A 21,331-nucleotide genomic window follows, 5' to 3' on the forward strand; every position below is an offset into this window, starting at 1 on the left:
GGACGGGGCGGGCACGGGCCGGCGGGGAGCAGCGTGCGTGCGCCGTCCCGCCCGTGCCTCCGGTCATCCCGAGGCCAGTTGTTCCGCTATCTCCTTGATCCAGCCGGCCGTTTTCGCGGGGTCGTCGAGGGTCTGCGCCCAGGCTTCCGGGTCCAGCTTGTGCTGGGCGGGGCCGGACTTGAGGGCGGTGAGCAGGGCCCTGGCGGACTCCCGCATCTCGGCCGTGGTGCCGCCGCTGCCGGGGATCCGGGGCCCCGCCGCCAGGGCGTAGATCTCGCGCGCCATGGCCTGGCGTTCGCCCTTCGAGACCTTCTTCCAGAACTTCAGGGCGTGCTTCAGCGACTCCTTGCGGGACGCGGCCTCCGCCGGGGTCTCGCCCTCCGGCACCCAGCGCTCGGGGTGGTGGACCTCCTCGTAGCGCTTGGTGGCGGCACGGAGCGCCTTGTAGAGGGTGACGCCGAGGACGAGTCCGGCCCCGGCCCCGGCGAGGCCCCAGCCGACCGGGTTGGTCGCCAGTCCGGCCGTTCCCGCCGCGACCGCGGTCACGACGCCGGCCACCGCCTTGGTGGACTCGCCCCCGCCCGCGACCGTCTCCTTCCCGATCTTGACGAGCTGCTTCTTCTTCGCGTAGCCCTGCGCCGTGCTCAGCTTCTCGATGTCCCGCTCGGCGCGCCGGAGGCTCTCGGCGGCGTCCCGGGCCTCGCCCATCGCCTCCCAGGCGGTGTCGACGGCCTCGGAGACGAACTCCAGCCGGCCCTCCTCCTTCCAGTAGGCGTCGAGGGCGACGTAGGCCCGCGCCGCCGCCCAGTCGGCCTGCTCCCGCGACTCGTTCAGCCGGGCCAGTGAGCCCGCGTGGACGAGGTGGGGGTCTCCCAGCTTCTTGACCTCTTTGTACTTGCGGGCCGCTCCCCCGACGCGGACGGCCGACCGCACCCCCTTGACGGCGCCGACGGTCGCACCGGCGATGCCGCTCGCCTCGGACGCCATCGCGGCGTCCGCCGCTTTCTGGATCTTGGTCGCCTCCTTGGCAACGGCGGCGCTGTAGCTTCCGGACCCGGCGGCACCGACCACCGTGTCGACGCCCTTGGTCCTGGCCTTCTTCTTCGCCGTGTGATGGCCGGCCCCGGTCGGGTGCGTCCTGGCGTCCTTCATGTTCTTGTAGGCGTCCAGTCCGCCGGCCACGGTGCCCGCGGCCTCCGTGAGGAGGTTCCCGGACGCCGCGGAGGCCCCCGACGCGGCGGCGGAGTGCTTGAGGCCCGCGTCGGCGGCGGCCGTGGCCTGCTGGGTGAAAGCCGCGTTGGTGGGGTTCTGGAAGCCCTTGACGAAGGTGTCGATGGGTTCGAGGTTCTTCTTGAACCTGTCGAGCAGCCCGGCGATCCGGTCGCGGTAGTTCTTCCTCTTCTTCGCCCCGGCGGACGCCGCGCCGTGCTCCGCAGCTCGCTCCCCGCCGGTGTCCCGGGCGCGCTGGACCGCCGCCGCGGCGGCCCGGTTGCCGACGCGGGACTGCAGATCCAGGAAGGCGCGCTCGGCCGGACGGCGTGCCGGCGCGCGCAGGTTCCCGCCCCCTTCGCCGGGCTGCCGGACCCGCGCAAGGGCGGCTGCGGACCGTGGCGGCGCGGTACGGCGCATCGGGGTGCTCATCGGTGTACCTCTCCTGGGCCGGACCGGGCGAGGCGAAGGTAGCCGCGGCCGGCGAACGCCAGGAGTGCGGCGGACGAACTCCGCACGATCCCCGCACGACACCTCGTCGGCCCCGGCAGCGCCACGATCGCCCCGGACGGCGGGCCTCCGGTGCGGGCCGACGGCCGAGGCCGCGCCACGGGCGGCCCAGGGTCCCGGAGCGGGGGTGGGGCTTCGGTGGGCCGGGCGGAGGCGGGGCCTGAGTGGAGGCGGTGCGGACGCTGTGCGTCGTTCACGGCGGGGCGCCGGAGCGCCGTCTCGTCCCGGGTCCGACGCCGACGCCGACGGCACCCGGTCCGGCGCCGGCCGCCACCGGCCGTCCGGCCCCGCGGCAGGGCCGGACGGCCCCTGCCGCGGGGGTCGCAGCCGCGATGGGATGGAGGAGGACCGAGGCCATGCTCGCCGCGCGTCACGGAACGAGGTGAGCCCCGGCGCGCCGCGCCGCACGGAACGAGGTGAGCCGTGAACAGCACCGCAGGACGGCTGCGCCCCGTCGTCGCCGCGCTCGGCTCGGTACGGCTCGAACCCGTGCTGCTGGCCGTCACCGGGGCGGCGCTGGCCGCCGGCGGCATCGCCTGGCTCGTCGGCGCGCACGGCCCGGCGGACCTGTTCTGGGCCGTGGGGACCGTGGCCGCCGTCGTGCCCGCCATGGTCTGGGTGCTGAAGGCGCTGCGGCACGGGCAGGCCGGTGTGGACCTGATCGCCGTGCTCGCCCTCGCCGGCACCCTCGTCGTGGGTGAGTACCTGGCGGGGGCCCTGATCGCGCTCATGCTCGCGACCGGCCGTACGCTCGAAGCCGCGGCCCAGCGGCGCGCCTCGCACGACCTGCGCGCCCTGCTGGAGCACGCACCCCGCTCGGCGCGCCGCCGCACGGACACGGGTGTGACCACGGTGCCGCTGGCCGAGGTGGCCGTCGGTGACCTGCTCGTCGTCGGGCCGGGCGAGGTCGTGCCCGTGGACGGCAGGGTGGAGAGTGCCGCGGCCGTCCTGGACGAGTCGGTGCTCACCGGGGAGTCCCTGCAGGTCGAACGGCCCGCGGGCGACACGGTCCGCAGCGGCGTGGTCAACGCCGGCGGCGCCTTCACCCTGCGGGCCGACGCGACCGAACAGGACAGCACCTACGCGGGGATCGTGCGCCTGGCCCGGCAGGCGGGTGCCGAGTCCGCGCCCGTCGTGCGGCTGGCCGACCGGTACGCGGCCTGGTTCCTGCCGCTGACCCTCGCGGTCGCCGGCCTGGCCTGGCTGGTCAGCGGCTCCGCGGTACGCGCGGTCGCCGTCCTGGTCGTCGCGACGCCCTGTCCGCTGCTGCTGGCCGCCCCGGTCGCCATCGTGTCGGGCCTGTCCCGCGCCTCACGGATCGGCGTGGTCGTCCGCGACGGCGGGGCCCTGGAGAGCCTGGGCCGCGCCCGTACCCTCCTGCTCGACAAGACCGGCACCCTCACCCGCGGCCGGCCCCGCGTCCTGGACCTCGTCGCCGCCCCCGGCGTGCGGTCCTCGGACGTCCTGCGCCTGGCGGCCTCGCTCGACCAGTACTCGCCGCACGTCCTGGCCCGCGCCGTCGTCGACACGGCACGGGAGCGTGGTCTCGGTCTCTCGCTCCCGACGGCGGTGACCGAGGAGCCCGGACGGGGCGTCACCGGCGAGGTGGACGGCCGCCGGGTCTCCATCGGGCGCCTCGGCCCCGGTGCCGCACACCCTCCATGGGCCAGGGCGGCCGACAACCGGGCGCTCCTCGACGGCGCGGCCGTGGCCTGGCTCACCGTCGACGCGCGGCTCACCGGCGCGGTCCTGCTCCGCGACCCGCTGCGCCACGACGCCCCGCGCACCCTGCGCCACCTGCGTGCGGCGGGCATCCGACGGCTGGTGATGCTCACCGGCGACCGTGCGGCGCCCGCGCGGGAGATCTCCACCGTGCTCGGCCTCGACGGTGTGCTCGCCGAACTGAGCCCGGCCGACAAGGTCGCCGCCGTCCGCGACGAGCGCGGGCGGGCGGTCACCGTGATGGTCGGCGACGGGGTCAACGACGCCCCCGCGCTGGCCGCCGCCGACGTGGGCATCGCGATGGGCGCCCGCGGTTCCACGGCGTCCTCGGAGGCCGCCGGCATCGTGCTGACCACCGACCGCGTGGACCGCCTCGCCGACGCCGTCGTCCTGGCCCAGCGCGCCCGCCGCATCGCCGTGCAGAGCGCCCTCGGCGGGATGGTCATGTCGCTGGTGGCGATGGCCGCAGCAGCCGCCGGACTGCTCCCGCCCGCCTTCGGGGCGCTGCTCCAGGAGGGCATCGACGTCGTCGTGATCCTGAACGCCCTGCGCGCCCTGCGCGTCGACCGGGCCGCGCGCCCGGCTCTGAGCCCCGCCACCGAAGCGCTCATCCACCGGTTCGCGAGCGAGCACGACGACCTGCGGGACGTCCTGGACTCCGTACGCGAAGCCGCCGACCGGCTCTCCGACACCCCGGGTCAGGCGGCCCGGACAGCGGTGGAGGAGGTGCACCGCCTCCTCACCGAACGGCTGCTGCCCCACGAGTACGCCGAGGAGCACCAGCTCTACCCGGCGCTGGCACCCACGCTCGGGGGTCCCGAGGCCACCACCACCATGAGCCGTACCCACGCCGAGATCGAACGCCTCTCCCGCCGCATCGCCACACACCTGCAACTGGCCCGCACCGGCGAGGTATTCGCCCCGGACCAGCTGGACGACCTGCGCTCCTGCCTCTACGGCCTGAACACCGTCCTGCGACTGCATTTCGCCCAGGAGGAGGAGAGCTACTTCTCCCTCGCACCGTGACACACGTCCCTCGCACCGCCCCTCGCACCGTGACACGCCCGGCCCCGCATCCGGCTCGCGCGGGGACCGGGGGATGTGTCAGGGCCGCGTGGAGCGGTGGGGATGTGACACCGCCACGGCGTCCGGCGGATGGGTCACGACGCGTCCGCCCCGGGGGTGTTGCGCCCGGCACCGGGGCGGACGCGGCACGGCCCCGGCGGACGTGTCCGGCCCCGGCGGACGTGTCCGGGGCCGACTGCGGCTCAAGCCGCCGACTGCGTACCGCCGTTGCCGGTGCGGGTGACGGGGATGGTCCGGACGCGGGGTTCCTCGTGCTGCCGGACGGCGACGCGGACGGTGAGAACGCCGTCGGTGTACTCGGCCGTCACGTCCTCGGGATCGATCGCCTCGGGCAGACGCACCGCCCGCTCGAACGAGCCGTAGCGGAACTCCGAGTGGTCCTTCGCCTCGGTGCTCTCCTCGTGCTCGGCGCCGATCTTGAGGATGTCTCCGTCCACGGTGATCGTGATGTCCTCGTCGGGGTCCACGCCGGGCAGTTCCGCCTTCAGCACGTACTGCCCGTCCCCGCTCGTCACCTCGATCGGGATGGCCCGCCGGCCGAACGCGGTGCGCCAGGCCGGGAAACGGGGGAAGTCGCCGAACCAGTCCCTGGCGTCGGGGGAATCCGGGAAGATGCCGCTCCGCCGTTCCATGTCGCTCGCCATGACCGTACCTCCTTGTGCGTGCCAACAGATCTGCTCACCCCACTGTGGCGCCCGCGCGGTCGGCTCTCCGAGTGCCGGACGGACACCACCGGGGGCCGAACGGGCACCACCCGACCCGGCCGCTCAGCCCCGCACCGACGGCGCGGGGACCCGTGCGCGCACCGTGTCCCCCCACCCGACGGCGCGGGGACCCGTGCACACCGTGCCCGACCACCGGTTCGCCATGACCGCGGTCGGCCCCGCTGCGTCGCGGTACGCGGTCACGGGGCGTCGCCGTACAGCTGCTCGGGCGACACCAGGAGCACCTCCCCGTCCTCCTCGGCGCGCCGCAGTCCGGGGCTGAACCCGGCTGCCCCGTAGCAGGCGAGGCGGGTCCGTCCGATGTCCTCGCCGAGATCGGCGAGCTGCACCAGCGACGCACGCAGTCGTTCGAGGTCGGTGGTGGACACCGGCTCCGCCCATCTGGCCAGTCCGATCGACAGCAGCGGTCCCGGACGGCCGCCGTCGCCCCGGCCGCGTACGACCACGTCGATGTCCGCGGAGCGCCCGGCGGAAGGAAGCGGTGACCCCGATAGGGCGGACGCAGGTGCGGCGCCGAAGAGCTCCGGAGCGGCCAAGAGGCTCACCCATTCCCGGCAGATCTGCGCGAAGTGCGGTGCCGCCACGTCACGTTCGAAGACGGGGCGGGCATCCTGCCAGACCTCCTCGATCTCCCCGAGGTCCGCGTCCACGAGACGGAATCGGTGCGGGCGGATCACGGCGTGGTCGAAGGCGAGCAGCGGTTCGGTGATGCGGTAGTGGATCAGCCCGGGTCGGAAGGCGTCGGGCTCACCGCTGATCAGGCCTCGTTCGGTGAGGTGGGACAGGATGTGCGGGACGTCGGTCGCCGGGCGGTCCAGCCGCTCGGCGATCTCGCCGGGCAGGGTGCGTCCGGTGGCGACGGCGGCCACGGTGGAGTGGCAGGCGGCGATGTCCCAGGTGTCCGTGGCACCGTCCAGCAGGTGTTCCGCCTTCCAGAACAGCGGCAGGCGCGGGTTGATCACGCTCCGGCAGATCCACGGGCCGAAGGCGTCGGGAGTGCCGGGAGGGTGGTCGCCCGCCGGGTCGAAGCGGAAGGCCGGGCTGCTTCCGACGACGGCGTGCATCCTGAGGGCGAGCGACCGGTCCGCGGTCCCCCACAGCTCCCTGGCCCGCCGGAAGTCCAGCGGCGCCACCTCCAGCACCTCGTCGATCCAGGTGGTGGAGGCGCTGAGCAGCCTCTTCATCACGGGGGTCGTGCTGCCGCAGAGCACGAGCCGGAGCGGGCGCGGGCTCGAGCGGCCCTGTCGCAGCGACCGGCACACCTCGCTGACGGCCGCGGGGAGGCCGGGGCTCTGGCGTACGAGCTCGGGCAGCCCGTCGAGGACGACCACCGTCGCCGGACCGCTGCCCGCCGTCGCGAGCGCGAGGAGCGCCTCGCTCCATCCCGCCCAGTGAGGCGGCCGTGCCAGCTGCGCGTGGTGCGCGTACTGCTCGGCGAGGGACCGCAGGGTTTCCGCCCGCGCGGCCTGCTGCCCGCCGAAGTAGAACCCGCCGGTGGCCCGGGCCAGCGCGCGCAGCAGGAACGACTTGCCGTGGCCGCGCGGGCCGGTGACGACACCGATCGCGGGGCCCGGGCGGGGGTCGCCCACGAACGCCACGAGCCGGTCCCACGCGGCCTCACGGTCGTACAGCCGCTCCGGCCGGCTCACCGGTGGCATGACTCCCACCGTGCTCTCCCCCTTCCAAGGCACCTGAGGTGCCGGGAGGACCGAGGACAAGGGCGAACGAGGGGTCTTCGCCCCGTATGTCCCACACTACGAGCCGGGAACGGGGAGGGTGAGGGCCCGGTCGGGCCCTCACCCTCCCCGTTCGGCCCCTCCCCGGACACCACCGTCCCTGGCCGGCAGTCGCTCCGGGACGCGGCACGGGATCGGAACGGCGCACGCCCCGACCCCGCAGGGGGGCATCGTCATGTGCAGAACCACTGAGGCCGCCGACCAGGCGGGCGGACACCGGGAGCGGAGCGGCCCCGGTCCTGAGTGACGCCAGGGGTTGGTATCACCGCAGTGGAGCGACTGATCCCGCATAGAGAGGAGAAGTATGGTGATCCCCGGTGCATTGACATCCCCTATATGCCGCGAAGGCGGAACGAATGAATCTGCGGCAGTACGAATACGCTCTCGCCGTGGCCGAGGAGGGCTCCATGACGGCGGCGGCCGAACGCCTGCGGGTCACTCAGCCGTCCCTGTCGCAGCAGATCGGCACCCTGGAAAAACTTCTCGGGGTGAAGCTGTTCACTCGCACGCCCTCCGGGGTCACGGTGACGGTGGCCGGGCGGGCTTTTCTCGCGGAGGCGGAGATCGCGACGACCGCGTCCCGACGGGCCGTCACGGCGGCCCGCGCCACCAGCGGGGAACTGGCGGGTGAAGTGATCATCGCTGTTCACATGGGCCTGGGGGCGCGGCAGCTTCCCGAGGCGCTGGGGCAGCTCCGCCATCGCCATCAGAAGCTGCAGGTGACGCTCCACGAGGAGCCCGACCCGGCGGACATGGAGCGACTCGCCCGCCAGGGCAGCCTCGACATGGTCCTCGTGCACCGCGTCCCTGCCGGTTGCGCATTCGACGTGCACACGCTCGGCGAGGAGTCCTACGTCGCCGTGCTGCCGGAAGGGCACCCGCTTCTCGCGGACGGCGCTGCCCTGCGCCTGGAGGATCTGGCGTCGGAGGGGTGGATCCGGTTCCGGCGCGCCAGTCTGCTCGACGACTATCTCACCCGCTTGCTCACCGACGCCGGCATCAGCCCGCACACGGTGGCCCGAGCGTCCCAGATCTCCACGGCGGTGCGGCTGGTGGCCCAGGGTCTCGGTGTCACCGTGGCCCCGGCTTCGGCCGTTCCCGAGGGCTTCGAGGAACTGGCCCGGCCACTCCTGCCGTCCTTGACCGAGCCCGTCCTCGTCGGCGTACGGCGCCATCCGAGTCCGGCGGAGACGGCCGTGCTCGACCACCTCAACCAGCAGAACTGGTCCGGCATGGACCTCCTCACCCGGCGCGCTTCCGACTGAGCGTTCCCTCGCTCCGTCACCTCGTCTCCCTCGCGGTTCGCGCCCCGTCCGCGCACGGCCCGGCCAGAGGCCTCGGCCGGCTCGCCGCCGCCGCTGTCTCGACGCGCACCCGGAGCTCCGACTCGGAGGCCGAGCGCACGCGCCACCGCGTCGTACGGTCGCAGATCGTTCACAGCCGAGGCATAGAGGTCATCAATACAGTTCATGCAGTGAGACTATTTTTCTCTATAGGCGATCCGTCCTATCGTGGCACACACCTCAGGGGAAGCCGCCGGAATCGGAGGACCGCAGGACAGCTGTTCCTTCCCGACGGTCGGCCATTCCTGGGGCGCCCATGGCGAAAGCGGGTTCGGCACAGCTCTGCTCCGAACGCCTCCGAACGCCACCTGTACCGACCGAAGGAGAAGGCCGTGCGCCTCACGAACAAGGTAGCCCTCGTCACGGGCGGGAGCGCGGGACTCGGGCTGGCGATCGCTCAGAGATTCGCCGCAGAGGGCGCCCACGTCTACATCACGGGACGGCGGAAGGAGGCGCTCGACGCAGCGACGGCTTCCATCGAGGGACGTGTCACCGCAGTTGTCGCGGATGCCACTGCATCGGCCGATATCGAGGAACTGGTCGAGGTCATCCGCCGGGAGAGCGGGCGACTCGATGTGCTTGTCGCGAATGCGGGCAGCATCGAGCGGGCGAACTTCGGGGACGTGACCGAGGAACACTTCGACCGCACATTTGATCTCAATGCCCGCGGCACGTTGTTCACGGTACAGAAGGCACTGCCGCTCCTGCAGACGGGATCGTCGATCATTCTGCTGGGTTCGATCACGGCGTTCAAGGGGGATCCGGGCGCGGGCGCTTACAGTGCGGCGAAGGCCGCCGTGCGCTCCTACGCGCGCACGTGGGCGGCAGAATTCGCCGACCGTGGGCTTCGGGTCAACGTGCTGAGTCCGGGGCCGATCGACACACTCATCATCGATGGACAGGCCGAGTACTTCGGGCAGGATCCAGCGACCCTCCGAGCCCGGATGAGCACCCTCGTCCCGATGGGCCGCCTCGGGCTCCCTGAGGAGATCGCACATGGTGCACTGTTTCTCGCCTCGGACGAGAGCAGCTTCATGACGGGCGCAGAGCTCTGTATCGACGGCGGTATGGCTCAGGTGTAGGCCACCCCCCACGGAGCCGGTGCACAGGCCGGGCCGCGCTCCCCGAACGCGTGCCGGTCACGGAGAAGAAACAGACACGGCTCGAGTTGCCCCGTCGACCGACCCACCGCAACCGATGCCGTCACCGCCCCGCCCCCGGCCGCCTCGCAGCAGCCAAATCCGAGCATTGCATGGCCATTTCACCTACGTTGTCACTCGTGCGCGAAACCTGGTGGCCACTCCCGGGAATCGACCTCACCTGGTGACTCAATTCCATATGAAGGTATCTGATGCGTTTTCTGGCCGTTCACGGCGGCTGCCATGGAGCATGGGCCTGGGATTTCGTGAAACCCGAAATGGTCAAGCTAGGCCACGAAATGGTGCCGGTGGAGCTCCCCGGCCACGGAAGCAGACTCCACGAAACAGCCACACTCGAATCCTATCGCGAGGCCGTCGTCGAACTCATGGAACCTGGCGACGTGCTCGTCGGACATTCATCGGGATGTGTGATCGCCGCCCTCGCTGCGAACGAGCGGCCGGATCTGGTTTCGCATCTCTGTCTGGTGGCGGGAATTCTGCCCGTCGAGGGGATGCCGCTTGCTTTCGAGAGAGAGACGGCGAACCCCGGAACCAGCGAGTCCGTGCCCGCCGGAAGCGGTACGACGCTGGAAACCTACATGCGGATGACCGAAGACAACCAGGCGTTCTACTTCGAACGCCCCGGCGCGGTTGCCGCATTCTACAACGACTGCCCCGAAGAGCTCATCGAATGGGTCTTCCCGAAACTCGTTCCGGAGCCGTTGGCACCTCTGGGGATACCCATATCGGTCCCGAATTTCTGGAAGCAGCACACCCTCTCACGCAGCTTCATCATGGGCTTGCAGGACACGACTTGTTTTCCCGCCCTGGCGCGCCTGCAGGCGAAGCGCCTGGGGGTGGTTCCCCTGGAGATCGACACAGGTCACTCCCCCTGGCTGAGCCGACCAGCAGAATTCGCGAGCCTCCTGGTCACGGCCACACAAACCGATCCGGTTGGGCCACTCGTCTCGACATCTCTGCACGCCGCGCCTGAACAGGCCGGCTGAGGACGACGGAAGCCCTGCCCGGCGCACGCGGTACGGGCCCACATCGTCACAGCGTGCACCTCAGCCTCGGTGCGCCGCATGAGGATCGCCCTGCGGACAGAGGAAGCAGAGAGAGGAGAAGTCCCCCGGGAACCGGTTCGCATGTCAAGTGTTTCCGAGGCGAACTCCGGTCTCGGGTCAGCCCGGGCACCGACGCGGTACCTCCTGCCACTGCGGTACCGACGTGCCGAGCCGCCGGGTTCGGAGGGGAAGGCTGTCCGGGAGAACCCGAAACGCCTTGTGACGGCCCAGCGGGCGCACCGCTCGAACGCCGCGGCGGTCGAGTGTGAGGACGGCGTCGGTGTCGTAGTCGGCGGTGAGGGTCACGTTCGCAGCGTCCGCCAAGTCCCGGTAGCGGGCACGCACGGACTGGGCGCCCCCCAGACGGTCCTTCGTGATCTTCGTGATCTCGGGGACGGCGACTCGGCCGCACCCGGCTCCGGATCTCGTGGACCACGCTGAGCGCGGCTTCACGACCGAGTCCCCGAGCGGCCACGTGATCGATCTCCGCGAGCAGCAGCGGCGACATCACGAGCAGGCCGGCCATCACGATCGCTCCGCTGAATACCTGATGCTCGTGGTGGGTGGAGTCGAGGGCCGCAAGCAGTCCGGACGTGTCCGCGATGACGATGATCACGCGCCGGCACCGGTCTCACGGCGCACGGCATCCGCCACAGCGTCACGCACCTCACCCCAGGAAGCTCAGTCGCACCTGCCGGTCCGCGTTGTCGATGTTCGTATCCATCAACCTCCGTCGAGGCAACCTCCACGCTACCCGATCGCTGGCTCCACGTGATGTGTCATCGAAAAGATGTCAACCTGAGCACGTCATGGAAAAGGCCAGGTCAGAGCCACCTCTCCAGCTCCCCCGCACAGCGTGAGTGCGTCCGGAGCATCAGACGAGCGTCACGGTCGACAGCTCATCCCGCCCACGCGGGCCAGACGAAGCTGGCACGACCCCAGTTTCCTCCGCAGGCTCCATTCCGCCCACTCCAGAGGCCGGCTGGCTCCTCGTGCGAGTGCACTCTGCGGCCGACGGTACGTACCGCGGCGCCGTCGGCCGCCGCAAGGCTCGGTGGTCGCGCGGAGCGCCTGGGTGTGCTGATGTGGGGGATGCGAGGGACTATCGGAGCATGCGTGGTGATGATCCACTGGCGCCGTCCGGAGAGCGGGACGGGCGGAGGCGCTCAGGGCAGGCCGCAGGCGGTGCCGTGCCGCCGGCCCGGTCCTCGGGCTCGTCGGCCCGGCGGCGGAGGGGACGGCCGTGAACGAGGAGCGTCTCCTCAGGCGGTACCAGGCGCTCATGGGAGCCGTGCCGCAGTCGGTGTGGGTGATGTCGCCCGGCGGTGTCGTCACCGTGTTGTCCGGAGGCGGGATCGCCGAGAAGCTGTGGGCTCCCGGCACTGATACCTCGTGGATGGATGCCGTGCATCCCAAGGACCGGGACTGGTTCCAGCGGGCGTGGCGCAGGGCCACGCAGCAGCGGTCCCCTCTCGATACGATCGTCAGGGTGCGGCTCGACGGTGCCGTCGACCGCTTCCGCCACGTCAAAATCATCGCTGCGCCCGTCGTCGACGAGGACGGTGAGGTGGAGTTTGTTGGAACGGCCACCGACGCGGAGGACCACTGGCGCGGCCGTATGCGGGAGAAGTTGCTGGCTCGTATGGCGGCGGTGCCCGCGGCCCGCGATCTTTCGGAGGCGTTTCTGACGACGGCCGCAGCCGTTGTGCCCGAGCTCGCTGACGCGGTGGCCATCTTCCGTCTCGTGGACGGCGTCGAGGCCGGTGTGCGGCCCGCCGACGCACCGGCCGCAACGTCGCCGGAGCGTGTGGGGATCGCCCCCGGGCTGCCTTCCCTGCCCCCGCTCGACGCCGACTTTGTGCTAGGTCCGGTCGCCCAGCGGGCGATCGAGAGCCAGGAGGCCAGCCTGCTGGCCTTCCCCCCTGACGGGCCTTCCGGGGACGGGCTCTCGGACGTTTCCGTGCGGTGGCTGCGGGAGGCCGGGGCGACCGGCGTGGCGTTGGTGCCCGTGGTGGTGGACGGCCGGACCGTCGCGCTGGCGACGATCGCGACCTGTCGGGGCAACCCGCCTCCGGACGAGGCCGACCTCTCGCTGCTGCGGGACCTCTTTCAGCAGATGAGCGGGCCGCTGCGCCGGACGATGGAGTTGCAGAGCATCCGTGGCAGGGCGCTTGCGCTGCAGCAGTCGTTCCTGGCGGCCCCGCCCTCCATCGACGGTCTCACGATCACCGCGCTCTACCATCCGGCGGACTCGGCGGCGGAGGTCGGCGGGGACTGGTACGACGCCGTCCGGCTCTCCGCCGACGCCCTCGCCCTGTCCATCGGCGATATCGCGGGGCACGACCTCGACGCGGCCATGGCGATGGCACGGGTCAACAGCATCCTGCGGGGACTCGCGTACGACAGCGGCCCGGCCGCCAGCCCTGCGGTCACCCTGAGCCGTCTCGACCGCATCGTGCAGGCGCTCGACAGCCCGGCGATGGTCACGGCGGTACACGCGGTCCTGCGCCGCCGGACACACGGCGGCTGGTACATCGCCCTGTCCAACGCCGGGCACCCGCCGCCCCTGCTGATCCCGGCGGACGCGCCGTCGCGGTATCTGCACGACCTCACAGCCCCGGACCCGCCCCTGTGCGTCACCGACAGCCTCACCCGCGCCACCCTCTACGCAGACCTGCTCGAGGGCGACACCCTGGTGTTCTACACCGACGGGCTGGTGGAGACGCCGGACACGGACATCGGCGACAACCTCCGAAGGCTGCGTGAACGCACCGACGCGCTGGCCCGCCGAAGCCCTCCGCTGCGCTCCCTGATCCGCGGCCTTCTCCCACCTCTTCACCACCGCCGAGACGACATCGCCATCATCGCCCTGCAAGCCCGCCCGGACTCGTGACGACCCTGACCGAGCACCTCATCGTTTGCACCCGGAACAGTGCCTCTATACCGTCGAGAAGGCCCGTCCCCAGACGAAAGAGGCTCTGTATGAACACGCCGAACGACCGTCAGGACGGACTGGCAACCACACGTGCCCACTCCGCCCGGGTGTACGACTACATCCTGGGCGGCAAAGACCACTACCCCGTGGATGCGGAAGCGGGCGACGCCATGGCCCGGCATTGGCCCGCCCTGCCCGTGCACATGCTGGAAAACCGCCGGTTCATGCACCGAGCCGCCCGCTTCCTGGCAGAGGAACGGGGCATCCGCCAGTTCCTCGACATCGGAACCGGCCTGCCGACGTCGCCGAACCTGCACGAGATCGTGCAGGAAGTGGCTCCGGAATCCCACGTGGTCTACGTCGACAACGACCCCATCGTCCTCGCTCACGCCCGCGCCCTCCTGCAGAGTTCACCCGAGGGCGCAACCGCCTACGTGGACGCGAACATGCACGACCCCGACGCCATCCTGGACAGCCCCGAGTTCCGGGAGCTGATCGACCTGAGCCGGCCCGTCGGCCTCATGGTGATCGGCATCATGCACTTCATCCTGCCGCCCGACGACCGGCGTCTGATCGCCAAGCTGCTGGATCCACTGCCGTCCGGCAGCTACCTGGCCATGACCATCGGCACCGCAGACTTCGCACCCGAGGAGGTCAACCAAGTCGCCCAGGAGTACCGCCAGCAAGGCATGCCCTTCGTACTGCGCGAACTCGCCACCGCCACCTCGCTCTTCGACGGCCTGGAACTGCAGGAGCCGGGGGTCACCCAGGTGCACTCCTGGCGCCCCGGCCCTGAACAGAACGGCATCAACGGCAGCGACATCGCCATGTACGGGGCAATCGCCAAAAAACCCTGAGCAGCCGCGACGTCGACCGGGTATGCATTCCGTCATCGCAGCCCGCCACGTCAGCGAGCCCGGGCACGTCGCACTCGGCATCACCGCCGCCGACGAGGAGAGCGCCTTGCGGCCTCATCGCGGAGCCCCATGGCGAGTTGTTCTCGAAGCGCGAGTTTCTTCGCCTCCTCCACGGCTGCCCGCCAGCGGGACTCACACTCCCGTCGTTTGTTGTGCTTCACGTCTTCCACCGCACGCTCTTCGATCTCCGCGAGGATCACACCCAGAGCCTGCTCAAGCGACCTGTTCTTCCGGTCACGCCAGCGTCCCGACCGCATGCCGTGGTGCGTGCGGGGGACCCGGTCCGGTCGCTGGTGTGCGAGCACCGCCGCGGACGGGGCTCCACGACACGCCGTTGTGACGCTCGTTTGACGCCCGCGCCCTGAAAGCCCGCCTGCAGAGCAGGCAAATCCTGTCTGACTTGCATTTTCTCTCACATCGACTATCGGTCACGTCGTTCCGATGACGCACTATGTGGAGTGTGTCGCCATCCTCGAACCGGCCGCGAAGGGATCCTGATCTGCAGTTTCGCGTGTGCGCTTGATGTGTGGTGTGGGTGTTACGGGCGATATCCTGACGCTGAAATGACGCTCGTTCTGATCATGCGTCACTTAAAGGTCGTTTCTCTTGGTGTGGAGGCGCCGGGCATCATGGTCGTCGACAGGAGCTCATGCCCGAGAGGACGCGTGAGGCAGGTGTTTGGAGGCGTAGGGACGGTCTTGACGGACCGGTGGCAGCGGCGTTGGCCCGACTGCCCGCCGGTTGCGTACAAGCTCCGCGGCCCCTACCGGGGTGTCTGCGTGCGCTTCCACAGCCTGCCGGAGTCAAAGCGATACGCAGAGGACGAAACCGAGTACGCCATTGTCCTGGGGCGGTACAACACCATCCTCGATGAGTTGTTTGCCGGTGGGGATGTGTACGTGATCACACCGGTCTGGACGACCGAAGCCGCGGTTCCACCGGTCAGGCCGGCACGGGTAGGCTCCGGATCTTATGAGTGCTATACGACCCTGGGGCCAAGCCAAGCTCACGGGCGGGCCGGTGGCTGCGTTCGTCGTTCTCGGTGACCTGCTTGTGTGTGCCGTGCTGCTCCTTGCGTCCATAGGGGTCGTCGGTACGGAGCCAACCACCCGAGCGGAGGAGACAGCTGCTTGGCAGTCCGCCGGGAAGCTGTACTTCGGCTGGCTGGTGGTAGGCGCGACGTCTTTCGCCGTGCTGCGCATGCCAAAAGCTCTGCTCGCGCACGTGTCGACGATGTTGCTCTCACCCATTGCCCTGTTCGTGCTGCTGGTCTCGTCTGGTCTCGGCTGATTCTGGACGTGCAACTGGAGGACCGACGTAGCAGGCTCCACGACTGTCGCCTTCGCGAGCTCCGTAAAAGGGCAATACGGGACCTCGTGAGCGCCCCGGGTGTGGCTCGGTCCCACAACCCCTTCCGGAGACGCACGAAGTCCCCCCGGAAAGGACAGGCCTGTTGCGGTGCATCAGGTACCCGAGGGGCGACTTCCGGCAAAAGGATGTTGTCCAAGCTCGGGGCTGCCGCAGGATGGTGACAGCGGAGTTCACGCAGCCGAAGCTGGTGGTGGGGTCACGATGATCTCGAACTCAACGGGGCTCAGACGGTCCAGGCGTCTCTGGCGCCCTCGTCGGTGTCGGCGCAGCCACGTCGACAGCATGATCGGGTGGACGCCGAAGCCGGCGGCGATCTGTTCCAGCGTGACGCCGCGCTCACGGTTGCGCGCGACCCGCACGACGTCCTCGCGGAACTCCTTCAAGCCGATTCGGTGGGCGCGGGAGACGTGACCGTGGAGCTGGGGCCCAGCGCCGGGTCCTTCCCCGCCGGTGGCGCGGTTCTCACCTGCGCCGACGGCCAGTGCGGCCCATTCCGCCGATGCCGCCTGTGCCGATGACATGCATCGTCCGGCCGCACTTCTGCCCGGACTCGGCCACGCCCCCGATCGCCGCGCCCACATGACGAGGCACACGGGCGGGCGCAGCGCCGGGCCCCCGTCTTCTTGCACTTCGCTGCGGAGCATGCCCACGGTGCGGAATGATGGTGATCATGGCTCAGCTCGAAGCGCGCGAAGTACCGCTGCACAAAGTCTTCTGCAGTGACTACGACTTCAGGATCCCGGACTACCAACGTCCGTACGCATGGCAGCCCGAGCAGGCTCAGCAACTCCTCGCGGACCTTGAGGAAGCCCTCCTGAGGGGCGACGGAGAACCCTATTTTCTCGGCTCACTGGTGCTCGTCAAGGACAGTCGCACCGCCGGGGCAGACGTCATCGACGGTCAGCAGCGTCTGACCACCTTGACCACCCTGCTGGCTGTTCTGCGTGATCTGGCTCAGCAGGCCGACGTGGTGACCAATCTGATCGCCATGATCTCCGAGCCGGGCAACACGGTTCTTGGGTTGAAGGCCAAACCCCGGCTCACTCTGCGCCCCAGAGACGCCGACTTCTTCCACCAGCACATCCAGACCGCCGGTTCCATCGAGACGCTTCTGGACCTGAACCCGCACAACCTCAAGACGGACGCGCAGAGGGCTGTTCAGGCGAACGCGCGGGCGCTGCATACCACTCTGGCCTCCTGGAGCGACGAGCAGCGCCTCTCGTTGTGCAAGCTGATGGGAGTCCAGACCTTCCTCGTCGCGGTGAGCACTCCCGATCTGGACAGTGCTCACCGGATCTTCAGCGTCATGAACTCCCGGGGGCTGGACCTGTCACCTGCCGACATCTTCAAGGCTCAGATCATCGGAGAGATCGACGAGGAGGTATCGGAGATCTACGCCAGGCGGTGGGAGGACGCGGAGGAGAGCCTTGGCCGCGAGGACTTCTCCGACCTCTTCCTCCACATCCGCATGATCTTCTCCGGCGAACGGGCGCGGCAGGAACTCCTCAAGGAGTTCCAGAGCCAGGTGCTGGTCCACTACAAGGGCGGACGGGCAGAGGAGTTCGTGAACCAGGTACTCGTTCCCTACGCCGAGGCGTCCGCGGTGATCCGGGACAGAGCGTACGCGGCCGGAAGCGGTTCGGACCAGGTCAACCTGTGGTTCCGCAGACTGCTGCAGCTCGACAACAACGACTGGTGGCCCGCCGCGCTCTGGGCGCTCCGGTCCCACGGAGACGATCCGTTGTGGCTGGGGGCCTTCCTCCGGCTGCTGGAGCGTCTCGCTGCGAGCATGTTCGTCCGACGCGTCTACACCACTCCACGCGTATTCCGATTTGCCGATCTCCTCACGGAACTGAACACCGGCAAAGGCCTCGAAGCGCCGGCCCTCCAGCTGACGGAGACCGAGCGGGCCGAGACACTGCGCCGGCTCGACGGCGAGGTCTACCACGAGTTGCGAACACGCCGGTTCATCCTGCTTCGGCTCGACGAGCTAGTCGCCGAGGACGACATCGTGGCCACCTACGACGCCCCGCGTATCACGGTCGAGCACGTGCTTCCCCAGAACCCCGGTCCGGAATCGCAGTGGCGCGCGGACTTCACCGCAGACCAACGCACCCTGTGGACACACCGGCTGGCCAACCTGGTGCTGCTCAGCCGTGCGAAGAACTCACAGGTGCAGAACCTCGACTTCACCGCCAAGAAGGAGCGCTACCTCAAGCGGGGCGTCGTCACCTTCCCCCTCACCACGCAGGTTCTGGGGCAGGAGACATGGACACCGGAGCACCTGGAGAAGCGCCAGTCGGAACTCCTCGGGCTGCTGGCGGAGGAGTGGCGCCTGTAAGTCACGAAGCGCGTCGTTGGGGCGGGGGCTCGACCGGCCGGCACAACGGCCGATCTCTGTGCACGGAGGCCGTCCGCCAGGGCCCGGGCGGCGTTTCCCTGCAGGTCCAGGGCGTCCAGCAGGGGCTGGACGTTCATCAGGCGGTAGCAGATCCACTCAAAGGCTCGTGAACCGCCTTCTGAGAAGCGACCGCCTGTGGGGAGCCTCGCGCGTACGACACGACACCGAACCGGCGTGCCATTAGGCGCTCGGCGCATGCGCCGCAGTTGCCTAAGTCGCTGACTCGACTCCACCAAACTCCGTTAAGACAACCCCAGGCTGTTCTGCCCTGCCACGTCGAACGTCTGTCGACATCGTTCTCGCCGACGGTGTCAACACGAACGGTCAGACATCTGTGCCCGGCGACGATGACAGCAGTGGCGACCTCTTCGGCGGCCGCCTCATGCGAGCGAAATCCCGTGCCGATGTCACGGCCGTCGACCGCGAGACGCGCGCGGACCGCGGCACCGATGCCCCTGCTACGGCTCGGAACGATGGTGCTGGAAGCCGCATGTGAAACTGCGGAGTGTCGCATTGATCGATTGTCTTCATCAGGTCCTTGGCAGAGGCAGGTCGGTGTCCTCCACTCCCCTCGCAGCCTCGTCGCCGATCGTTGCGGCAAGGGTCGTCTCGGTCACACCTCCTTCCTGTGGGCCGCCGGCATCTCCCGGAGGATGTCGGCGACCGTGCGGGCGCCGGGCGCTCCCGGCTCGATGAGCGTGTAGTGACCGGTGCCCGCTAGTGCGATCGTTCGCAGGTCGTGGTGCACGGCCGCGTAGTCGCTGAACTGGGTGAGCGGCACTTCCTCGTCAGCGGCGCCGTGCAGGAGCACGGTGGGCACTCCGGTCGTGCCCGCCTCGCGCAGCAGCGTGAGTGGGTCGACCGCGTTCATTCGCTCCGTGAACAAGGCTTCCCCGCCGAGGAGCTGCACGGCGGCGCCGTTGCTCAGGTCGTCGTGCCGGGTCGCGGCCAAGTCGGTCAGCGGGGCGAGCGCCAGGACGCTCGTCGGCAGGTCGAGGGTGGTGTGCCAACGCGAGTCGGCGGGTAGCAGCCCCCGAGCCGCGCACCACAGGGCGAGGTGGCCGCCGGAGCAGTGGCCGGCGAGGACGTATGGGCGTCCTTGAGGCAGGGTGTCCACGATCCGCGCGACGTCGTCGAACGTCTCCGGGTAGCCACCCGCGCCACCTGACCTGCGGAATCCGGGGAGCAAGACGTCGAAGCCCTGCTGGGAGAGGTAGGCCGCGAACGGGGTGAGGTGCATCCGGTCGTAGCGCCAGTACCCGCCGTGCAGGAGGATCACCAGCGGGGCGTCGGGATCGTCGGACGGCCACGCGTCGTAGACCTGATGGGGGTGATCCCCGTATCGGCCGTGCGACGGTGCCAGAACCGGTTTCAGGCTCAGGACCCGTCGCTCCTCCTCGGCCGCGAATGCGGAGATCGTCCTCTCGGTCCTCGCCGTCTCAGAGTTCACTGCGCACCGTCCATAGTTCAGGGAAGACCGGGCGAGACGCGCGCCGCTCCAGCCAGGCCAGGCCGGCTGAGCCGGCGCTGCCGGGTTTGGCTCCCATGGCACGGCGTACGACCATGACGTGGTCGAAGCGCCAGCGCTCCACCAGTTCGGCTATGTCGGTGAGTTGCTCACCCAAGGCCTGCAGCTCGTGGCGGGGTGTGGCGTAGATCTCGCGCCACGCCTCGACCACCCCCGGATCCGCAGCATACGGGGCGGTCAGGTCCCGCTCCACGGCCTTTTCCGGGACGGGCAGTCCTCGCCGGCGCAGAAAGCGCAGTACCTCGTCGTAGAGGGACGTCGCGCGATACGTCTCAGTCAGCGCCTCGTGGACGGAGGAGTCGCCACGGTGGTTGTTCAGGAGGCCTGCGTTCTTCTGACCGAGGAGAAACTCCATGTGCCGGTACATGGCCGACTGGAAACCCGATGCCCTGCCGAACGCCTCACGGAATGAGTTGAACTGCGTGGGGGTCAGCGCGGCGATGGGCTTCCAGGAGGCGTTGAGTGCGGTCAGGGCGCGGCCGCTGCGGATGATTGCGTCCGTCGCGGCGTCGAGGTTGTCCTTGGCGAACGCTTCCCGGGCCGCCTGCCACTCGTGCACCACGAGCGTGAACCACAGTTCCATCACCTGCGTGGTGACCAGGAATCCCATCTCATCCGCCGCCTCCGTCAGCGGCTGTTGGAGCGCGTTCAGCACGGACGCGTGCACGTATTCGTCGTAGGGGCTCGGACCCTGAAAGGGCCGGGTCAAGGTCGAGTCCGCGGCCGGCTCGGCGACGGCGGACGTGCTGTCGGTCATGGCACTCCTTATACGGCGGTGCGGCGGTGCGGCGGTGCGGCTGAGCAGCGGTGCGTGGGTGCGGCGGTTCGGTGGACGGGCCGCAGTCTCAGACGCCGATATGGACGCCGCCCGAGGCGTCCATCCACTGGCCGGTCACCCAGCGGGCGTCGTCGCTCGCCACGAACGACACGACGTCGGCGATGTCCGCAGGCCGGCCGAGGCGGCCGAAGACGGAGGCATCCGAGTAGCGCTGCCGGATCTCCGGGATGCTGAGGGTGGGGTTGATCTCCGTCTCGGTGAAGCCGGGCGCGACGCTGTTCACCGTGATGCCGCGCGGGCCCAGCTCCGTGGCGAGGCTGAGGGTGAGATAGTCCAAGGCGGCCTTGGTCATGGTGTAGGCGACGATCGCGGGGAAGCCGACCCGGGTGGCCACGGAGGAGACGTTCACGATCCGGCCGCCGTCGCGTAGCCGGTCGAGACCGCGCTGGACGATGAAGAAGGGGGCCTTCGTGTTGATCGCGAAAACCCGGTCGTAGTCTTCCTCGGTCACGTGCGCGATGGTACGCGGAACGGTGATCCCGGCATTGTTGACAAGAATGTCCAGACCCGTATCCATGCCGGTTCCGGCTTCCTGCGAGGCCAGAGCGCGGTCGAAGGCCTCCCACAGAGTGGCGGCGTCACGGTCCACGCCCAGCTCGGCCCGGACGGCGAACGCACGGCCGCCCTCGGCACCGATCTCCTTGACCGTCCGCTCGGCCGCCGCTTGGTCGTGTCCGTAGTGGATCGCGACCAGGGCGCCCTCGCGAGCCAGGCGTCGGCTGATCGCCCGGCCGATGCCACGACTGCCGCCGGTGACCAGCGCGGTCTTGCCCTCGTGCCTCATGTCGGTGGTCAACTTCGTCT

The 21,331-nt window shown here is 69.8% G+C and carries 16 protein-coding genes and 1 pseudogene; 8 read left to right on the forward strand and 9 right to left on the reverse strand.

Features of this window, described 5'->3' with window-relative positions; translation table 11 throughout:
• Positions 1 to 63: 63 nt before the first annotated feature.
• Positions 64 to 1,641: a hypothetical protein gene (locus tag ABZ172_RS03895; protein ID WP_356879893.1), complete on the reverse strand. Its 1,578-nt coding sequence runs from the start codon at positions 1,639 to 1,641 to the stop codon at positions 64 to 66.
• A 501-nt stretch (positions 1,642 to 2,142) separates the two neighbouring features.
• Between ABZ172_RS03895 and ABZ172_RS03900 the strand changes: the two genes are divergently transcribed.
• Positions 2,143 to 4,467 carry a heavy metal translocating P-type ATPase gene (locus tag ABZ172_RS03900; protein WP_356879895.1) on the forward strand — a complete coding sequence of 775 codons (2,325 nt, stop codon included), beginning with the start codon at positions 2,143 to 2,145 and terminating at the stop codon, positions 4,465 to 4,467.
• A gap of 242 nt (positions 4,468 to 4,709) precedes the next feature.
• On the opposite strand, the gene ABZ172_RS03905 is transcribed toward ABZ172_RS03900, so the two are convergent.
• On the reverse strand, positions 4,710 to 5,171 hold the full coding sequence (locus ABZ172_RS03905) for an Hsp20/alpha crystallin family protein (protein WP_356879897.1): 462 nt from the start codon (positions 5,169 to 5,171) through the stop codon (positions 4,710 to 4,712).
• A 260-nt stretch (positions 5,172 to 5,431) separates the two neighbouring features.
• Positions 5,432 to 6,910, reverse strand: a complete 1,479-nt coding sequence (locus ABZ172_RS03910; RefSeq protein WP_356879899.1) for an ATP-binding protein — start codon at positions 6,908 to 6,910, stop codon at positions 5,432 to 5,434.
• Positions 6,911 to 7,344: 434 nt separating this feature from the next.
• Between ABZ172_RS03910 and ABZ172_RS03915 the strand changes: the two genes are divergently transcribed.
• The 3 genes from ABZ172_RS03915 (at position 7,345) to ABZ172_RS03925 (ending at position 10,477) form a co-directional block, all read left to right on the forward strand.
• A complete protein-coding gene (locus tag ABZ172_RS03915; protein ID WP_356879901.1) occupies positions 7,345 to 8,253 on the forward strand; it encodes a LysR family transcriptional regulator in 909 nt (302 codons plus the stop codon).
• 410 nt (positions 8,254 to 8,663) lie between these two features.
• Complete coding sequence (locus ABZ172_RS03920) at positions 8,664 to 9,413, forward strand: glucose 1-dehydrogenase (protein WP_356879903.1); 750 nt, start codon at positions 8,664 to 8,666, stop codon at positions 9,411 to 9,413.
• A 269-nt stretch (positions 9,414 to 9,682) separates the two neighbouring features.
• Positions 9,683 to 10,477, forward strand: a complete 795-nt coding sequence (locus tag ABZ172_RS03925) for an alpha/beta hydrolase (protein ID WP_356879905.1) — start codon at positions 9,683 to 9,685, stop codon at positions 10,475 to 10,477.
• A 243-nt stretch (positions 10,478 to 10,720) separates the two neighbouring features.
• On the opposite strand, the pseudogene ABZ172_RS03930 reads toward ABZ172_RS03925, so the two are convergent.
• Positions 10,721 to 11,153, reverse strand: a pseudogene (locus ABZ172_RS03930) (PIN domain-containing protein); the annotation flags it as partial.
• Between the two features lie 627 nt (positions 11,154 to 11,780).
• On the opposite strand from ABZ172_RS03930, the gene ABZ172_RS03935 reads away from it, so the two are divergent.
• The gene (locus tag ABZ172_RS03935; protein ID WP_356879907.1) at positions 11,781 to 13,430 is read left to right on the forward strand and encodes a SpoIIE family protein phosphatase; all 1,650 of its coding nucleotides are present in this window, start codon (positions 11,781 to 11,783) and stop codon (positions 13,428 to 13,430) included.
• Between the two features lie 89 nt (positions 13,431 to 13,519).
• Positions 13,520 to 14,329: an SAM-dependent methyltransferase gene (locus ABZ172_RS03940; RefSeq protein ID WP_356879909.1), complete on the forward strand. Its 810-nt coding sequence runs from the start codon at positions 13,520 to 13,522 to the stop codon at positions 14,327 to 14,329.
• 80 nt (positions 14,330 to 14,409) lie between these two features.
• Here the strand turns inward: ABZ172_RS03940 and ABZ172_RS03945 are convergent, their stop codons facing one another.
• Complete coding sequence (locus ABZ172_RS03945; protein ID WP_356879911.1) at positions 14,410 to 14,589, reverse strand: hypothetical protein; 180 nt, start codon at positions 14,587 to 14,589, stop codon at positions 14,410 to 14,412.
• Positions 14,590 to 15,409: 820 nt separating this feature from the next.
• Between ABZ172_RS03945 and ABZ172_RS03950 the strand changes: the two genes are divergently transcribed.
• Positions 15,410 to 15,679: a hypothetical protein gene (locus ABZ172_RS03950; RefSeq protein ID WP_319173773.1), complete on the forward strand. Its 270-nt coding sequence runs from the start codon at positions 15,410 to 15,412 to the stop codon at positions 15,677 to 15,679.
• A gap of 251 nt (positions 15,680 to 15,930) precedes the next feature.
• Here ABZ172_RS03950 and ABZ172_RS03955 read toward each other — a convergent pair whose 3' ends face one another.
• Positions 15,931 to 16,143 carry a hypothetical protein gene (locus ABZ172_RS03955; RefSeq protein ID WP_356879913.1) on the reverse strand — a complete coding sequence of 71 codons (213 nt, stop codon included), beginning with the start codon at positions 16,141 to 16,143 and terminating at the stop codon, positions 15,931 to 15,933.
• 287 nt (positions 16,144 to 16,430) lie between these two features.
• On the opposite strand from ABZ172_RS03955, the gene ABZ172_RS03960 reads away from it, so the two are divergent.
• Positions 16,431 to 18,101 (forward strand): DUF262 domain-containing protein, encoded by a 1,671-nt coding sequence (locus ABZ172_RS03960; protein ID WP_356879915.1) that lies wholly within the window; start codon positions 16,431 to 16,433, stop codon positions 18,099 to 18,101.
• A 673-nt stretch (positions 18,102 to 18,774) separates the two neighbouring features.
• Here ABZ172_RS03960 and ABZ172_RS03965 read toward each other — a convergent pair.
• From ABZ172_RS03965 to ABZ172_RS03975, 3 genes are all read right to left on the reverse strand, one after another.
• Complete coding sequence (locus ABZ172_RS03965) at positions 18,775 to 19,611, reverse strand: alpha/beta fold hydrolase (RefSeq protein WP_356879917.1); 837 nt, start codon at positions 19,609 to 19,611, stop codon at positions 18,775 to 18,777.
• Positions 19,601 to 20,446 (reverse strand): tryptophan 2,3-dioxygenase family protein, encoded by an 846-nt coding sequence (locus ABZ172_RS03970; RefSeq protein WP_356879919.1) that lies wholly within the window; start codon positions 20,444 to 20,446, stop codon positions 19,601 to 19,603. Before ABZ172_RS03970 ends, ABZ172_RS03965 begins: the two co-directional genes overlap by 11 nt.
• An 88-nt stretch (positions 20,447 to 20,534) precedes the next feature.
• Positions 20,535 to 21,323: an SDR family oxidoreductase gene (locus ABZ172_RS03975; RefSeq protein ID WP_356879921.1), complete on the reverse strand. Its 789-nt coding sequence runs from the start codon at positions 21,321 to 21,323 to the stop codon at positions 20,535 to 20,537.
• Between the last annotated feature and the right edge of the window lie 8 nt (positions 21,324 to 21,331).

Source organism: Streptomyces sp. NPDC006296, from assembly GCF_040613235.1.
GTDB lineage: Bacteria > Actinomycetota > Actinomycetes > Streptomycetales > Streptomycetaceae > Streptomyces.

Bases quoted from the DNA above. Each gene is read 5' to 3' on its own strand.
- ABZ172_RS03895 (WP_356879893.1), bottom strand. From the start codon at position 1,641: ATGAGCACCCCGATGCGCCGTACCGCGCCGCCACGGTCCGCAGCCGCC.
- ABZ172_RS03915 (WP_356879901.1), top strand. From the start codon at position 7,345: ATGAATCTGCGGCAGTACGAATACGCTCTCGCCGTGGCCGAGGAGGGC.
- ABZ172_RS03960 (WP_356879915.1), top strand. From the start codon at position 16,431: ATGGCTCAGCTCGAAGCGCGCGAAGTACCGCTGCACAAAGTCTTCTGC.
- ABZ172_RS03940 (WP_356879909.1), top strand. From the start codon at position 13,520: ATGAACACGCCGAACGACCGTCAGGACGGACTGGCAACCACACGTGCC.
- ABZ172_RS03970 (WP_356879919.1), bottom strand. From the start codon at position 20,446: ATGACCGACAGCACGTCCGCCGTCGCCGAGCCGGCCGCGGACTCGACC.
- ABZ172_RS03905 (WP_356879897.1), bottom strand. From the start codon at position 5,171: ATGGCGAGCGACATGGAACGGCGGAGCGGCATCTTCCCGGATTCCCCC.
- ABZ172_RS03925 (WP_356879905.1), top strand. From the start codon at position 9,683: ATGCGTTTTCTGGCCGTTCACGGCGGCTGCCATGGAGCATGGGCCTGG.
- ABZ172_RS03910 (WP_356879899.1), bottom strand. From the start codon at position 6,910: ATGCCACCGGTGAGCCGGCCGGAGCGGCTGTACGACCGTGAGGCCGCG.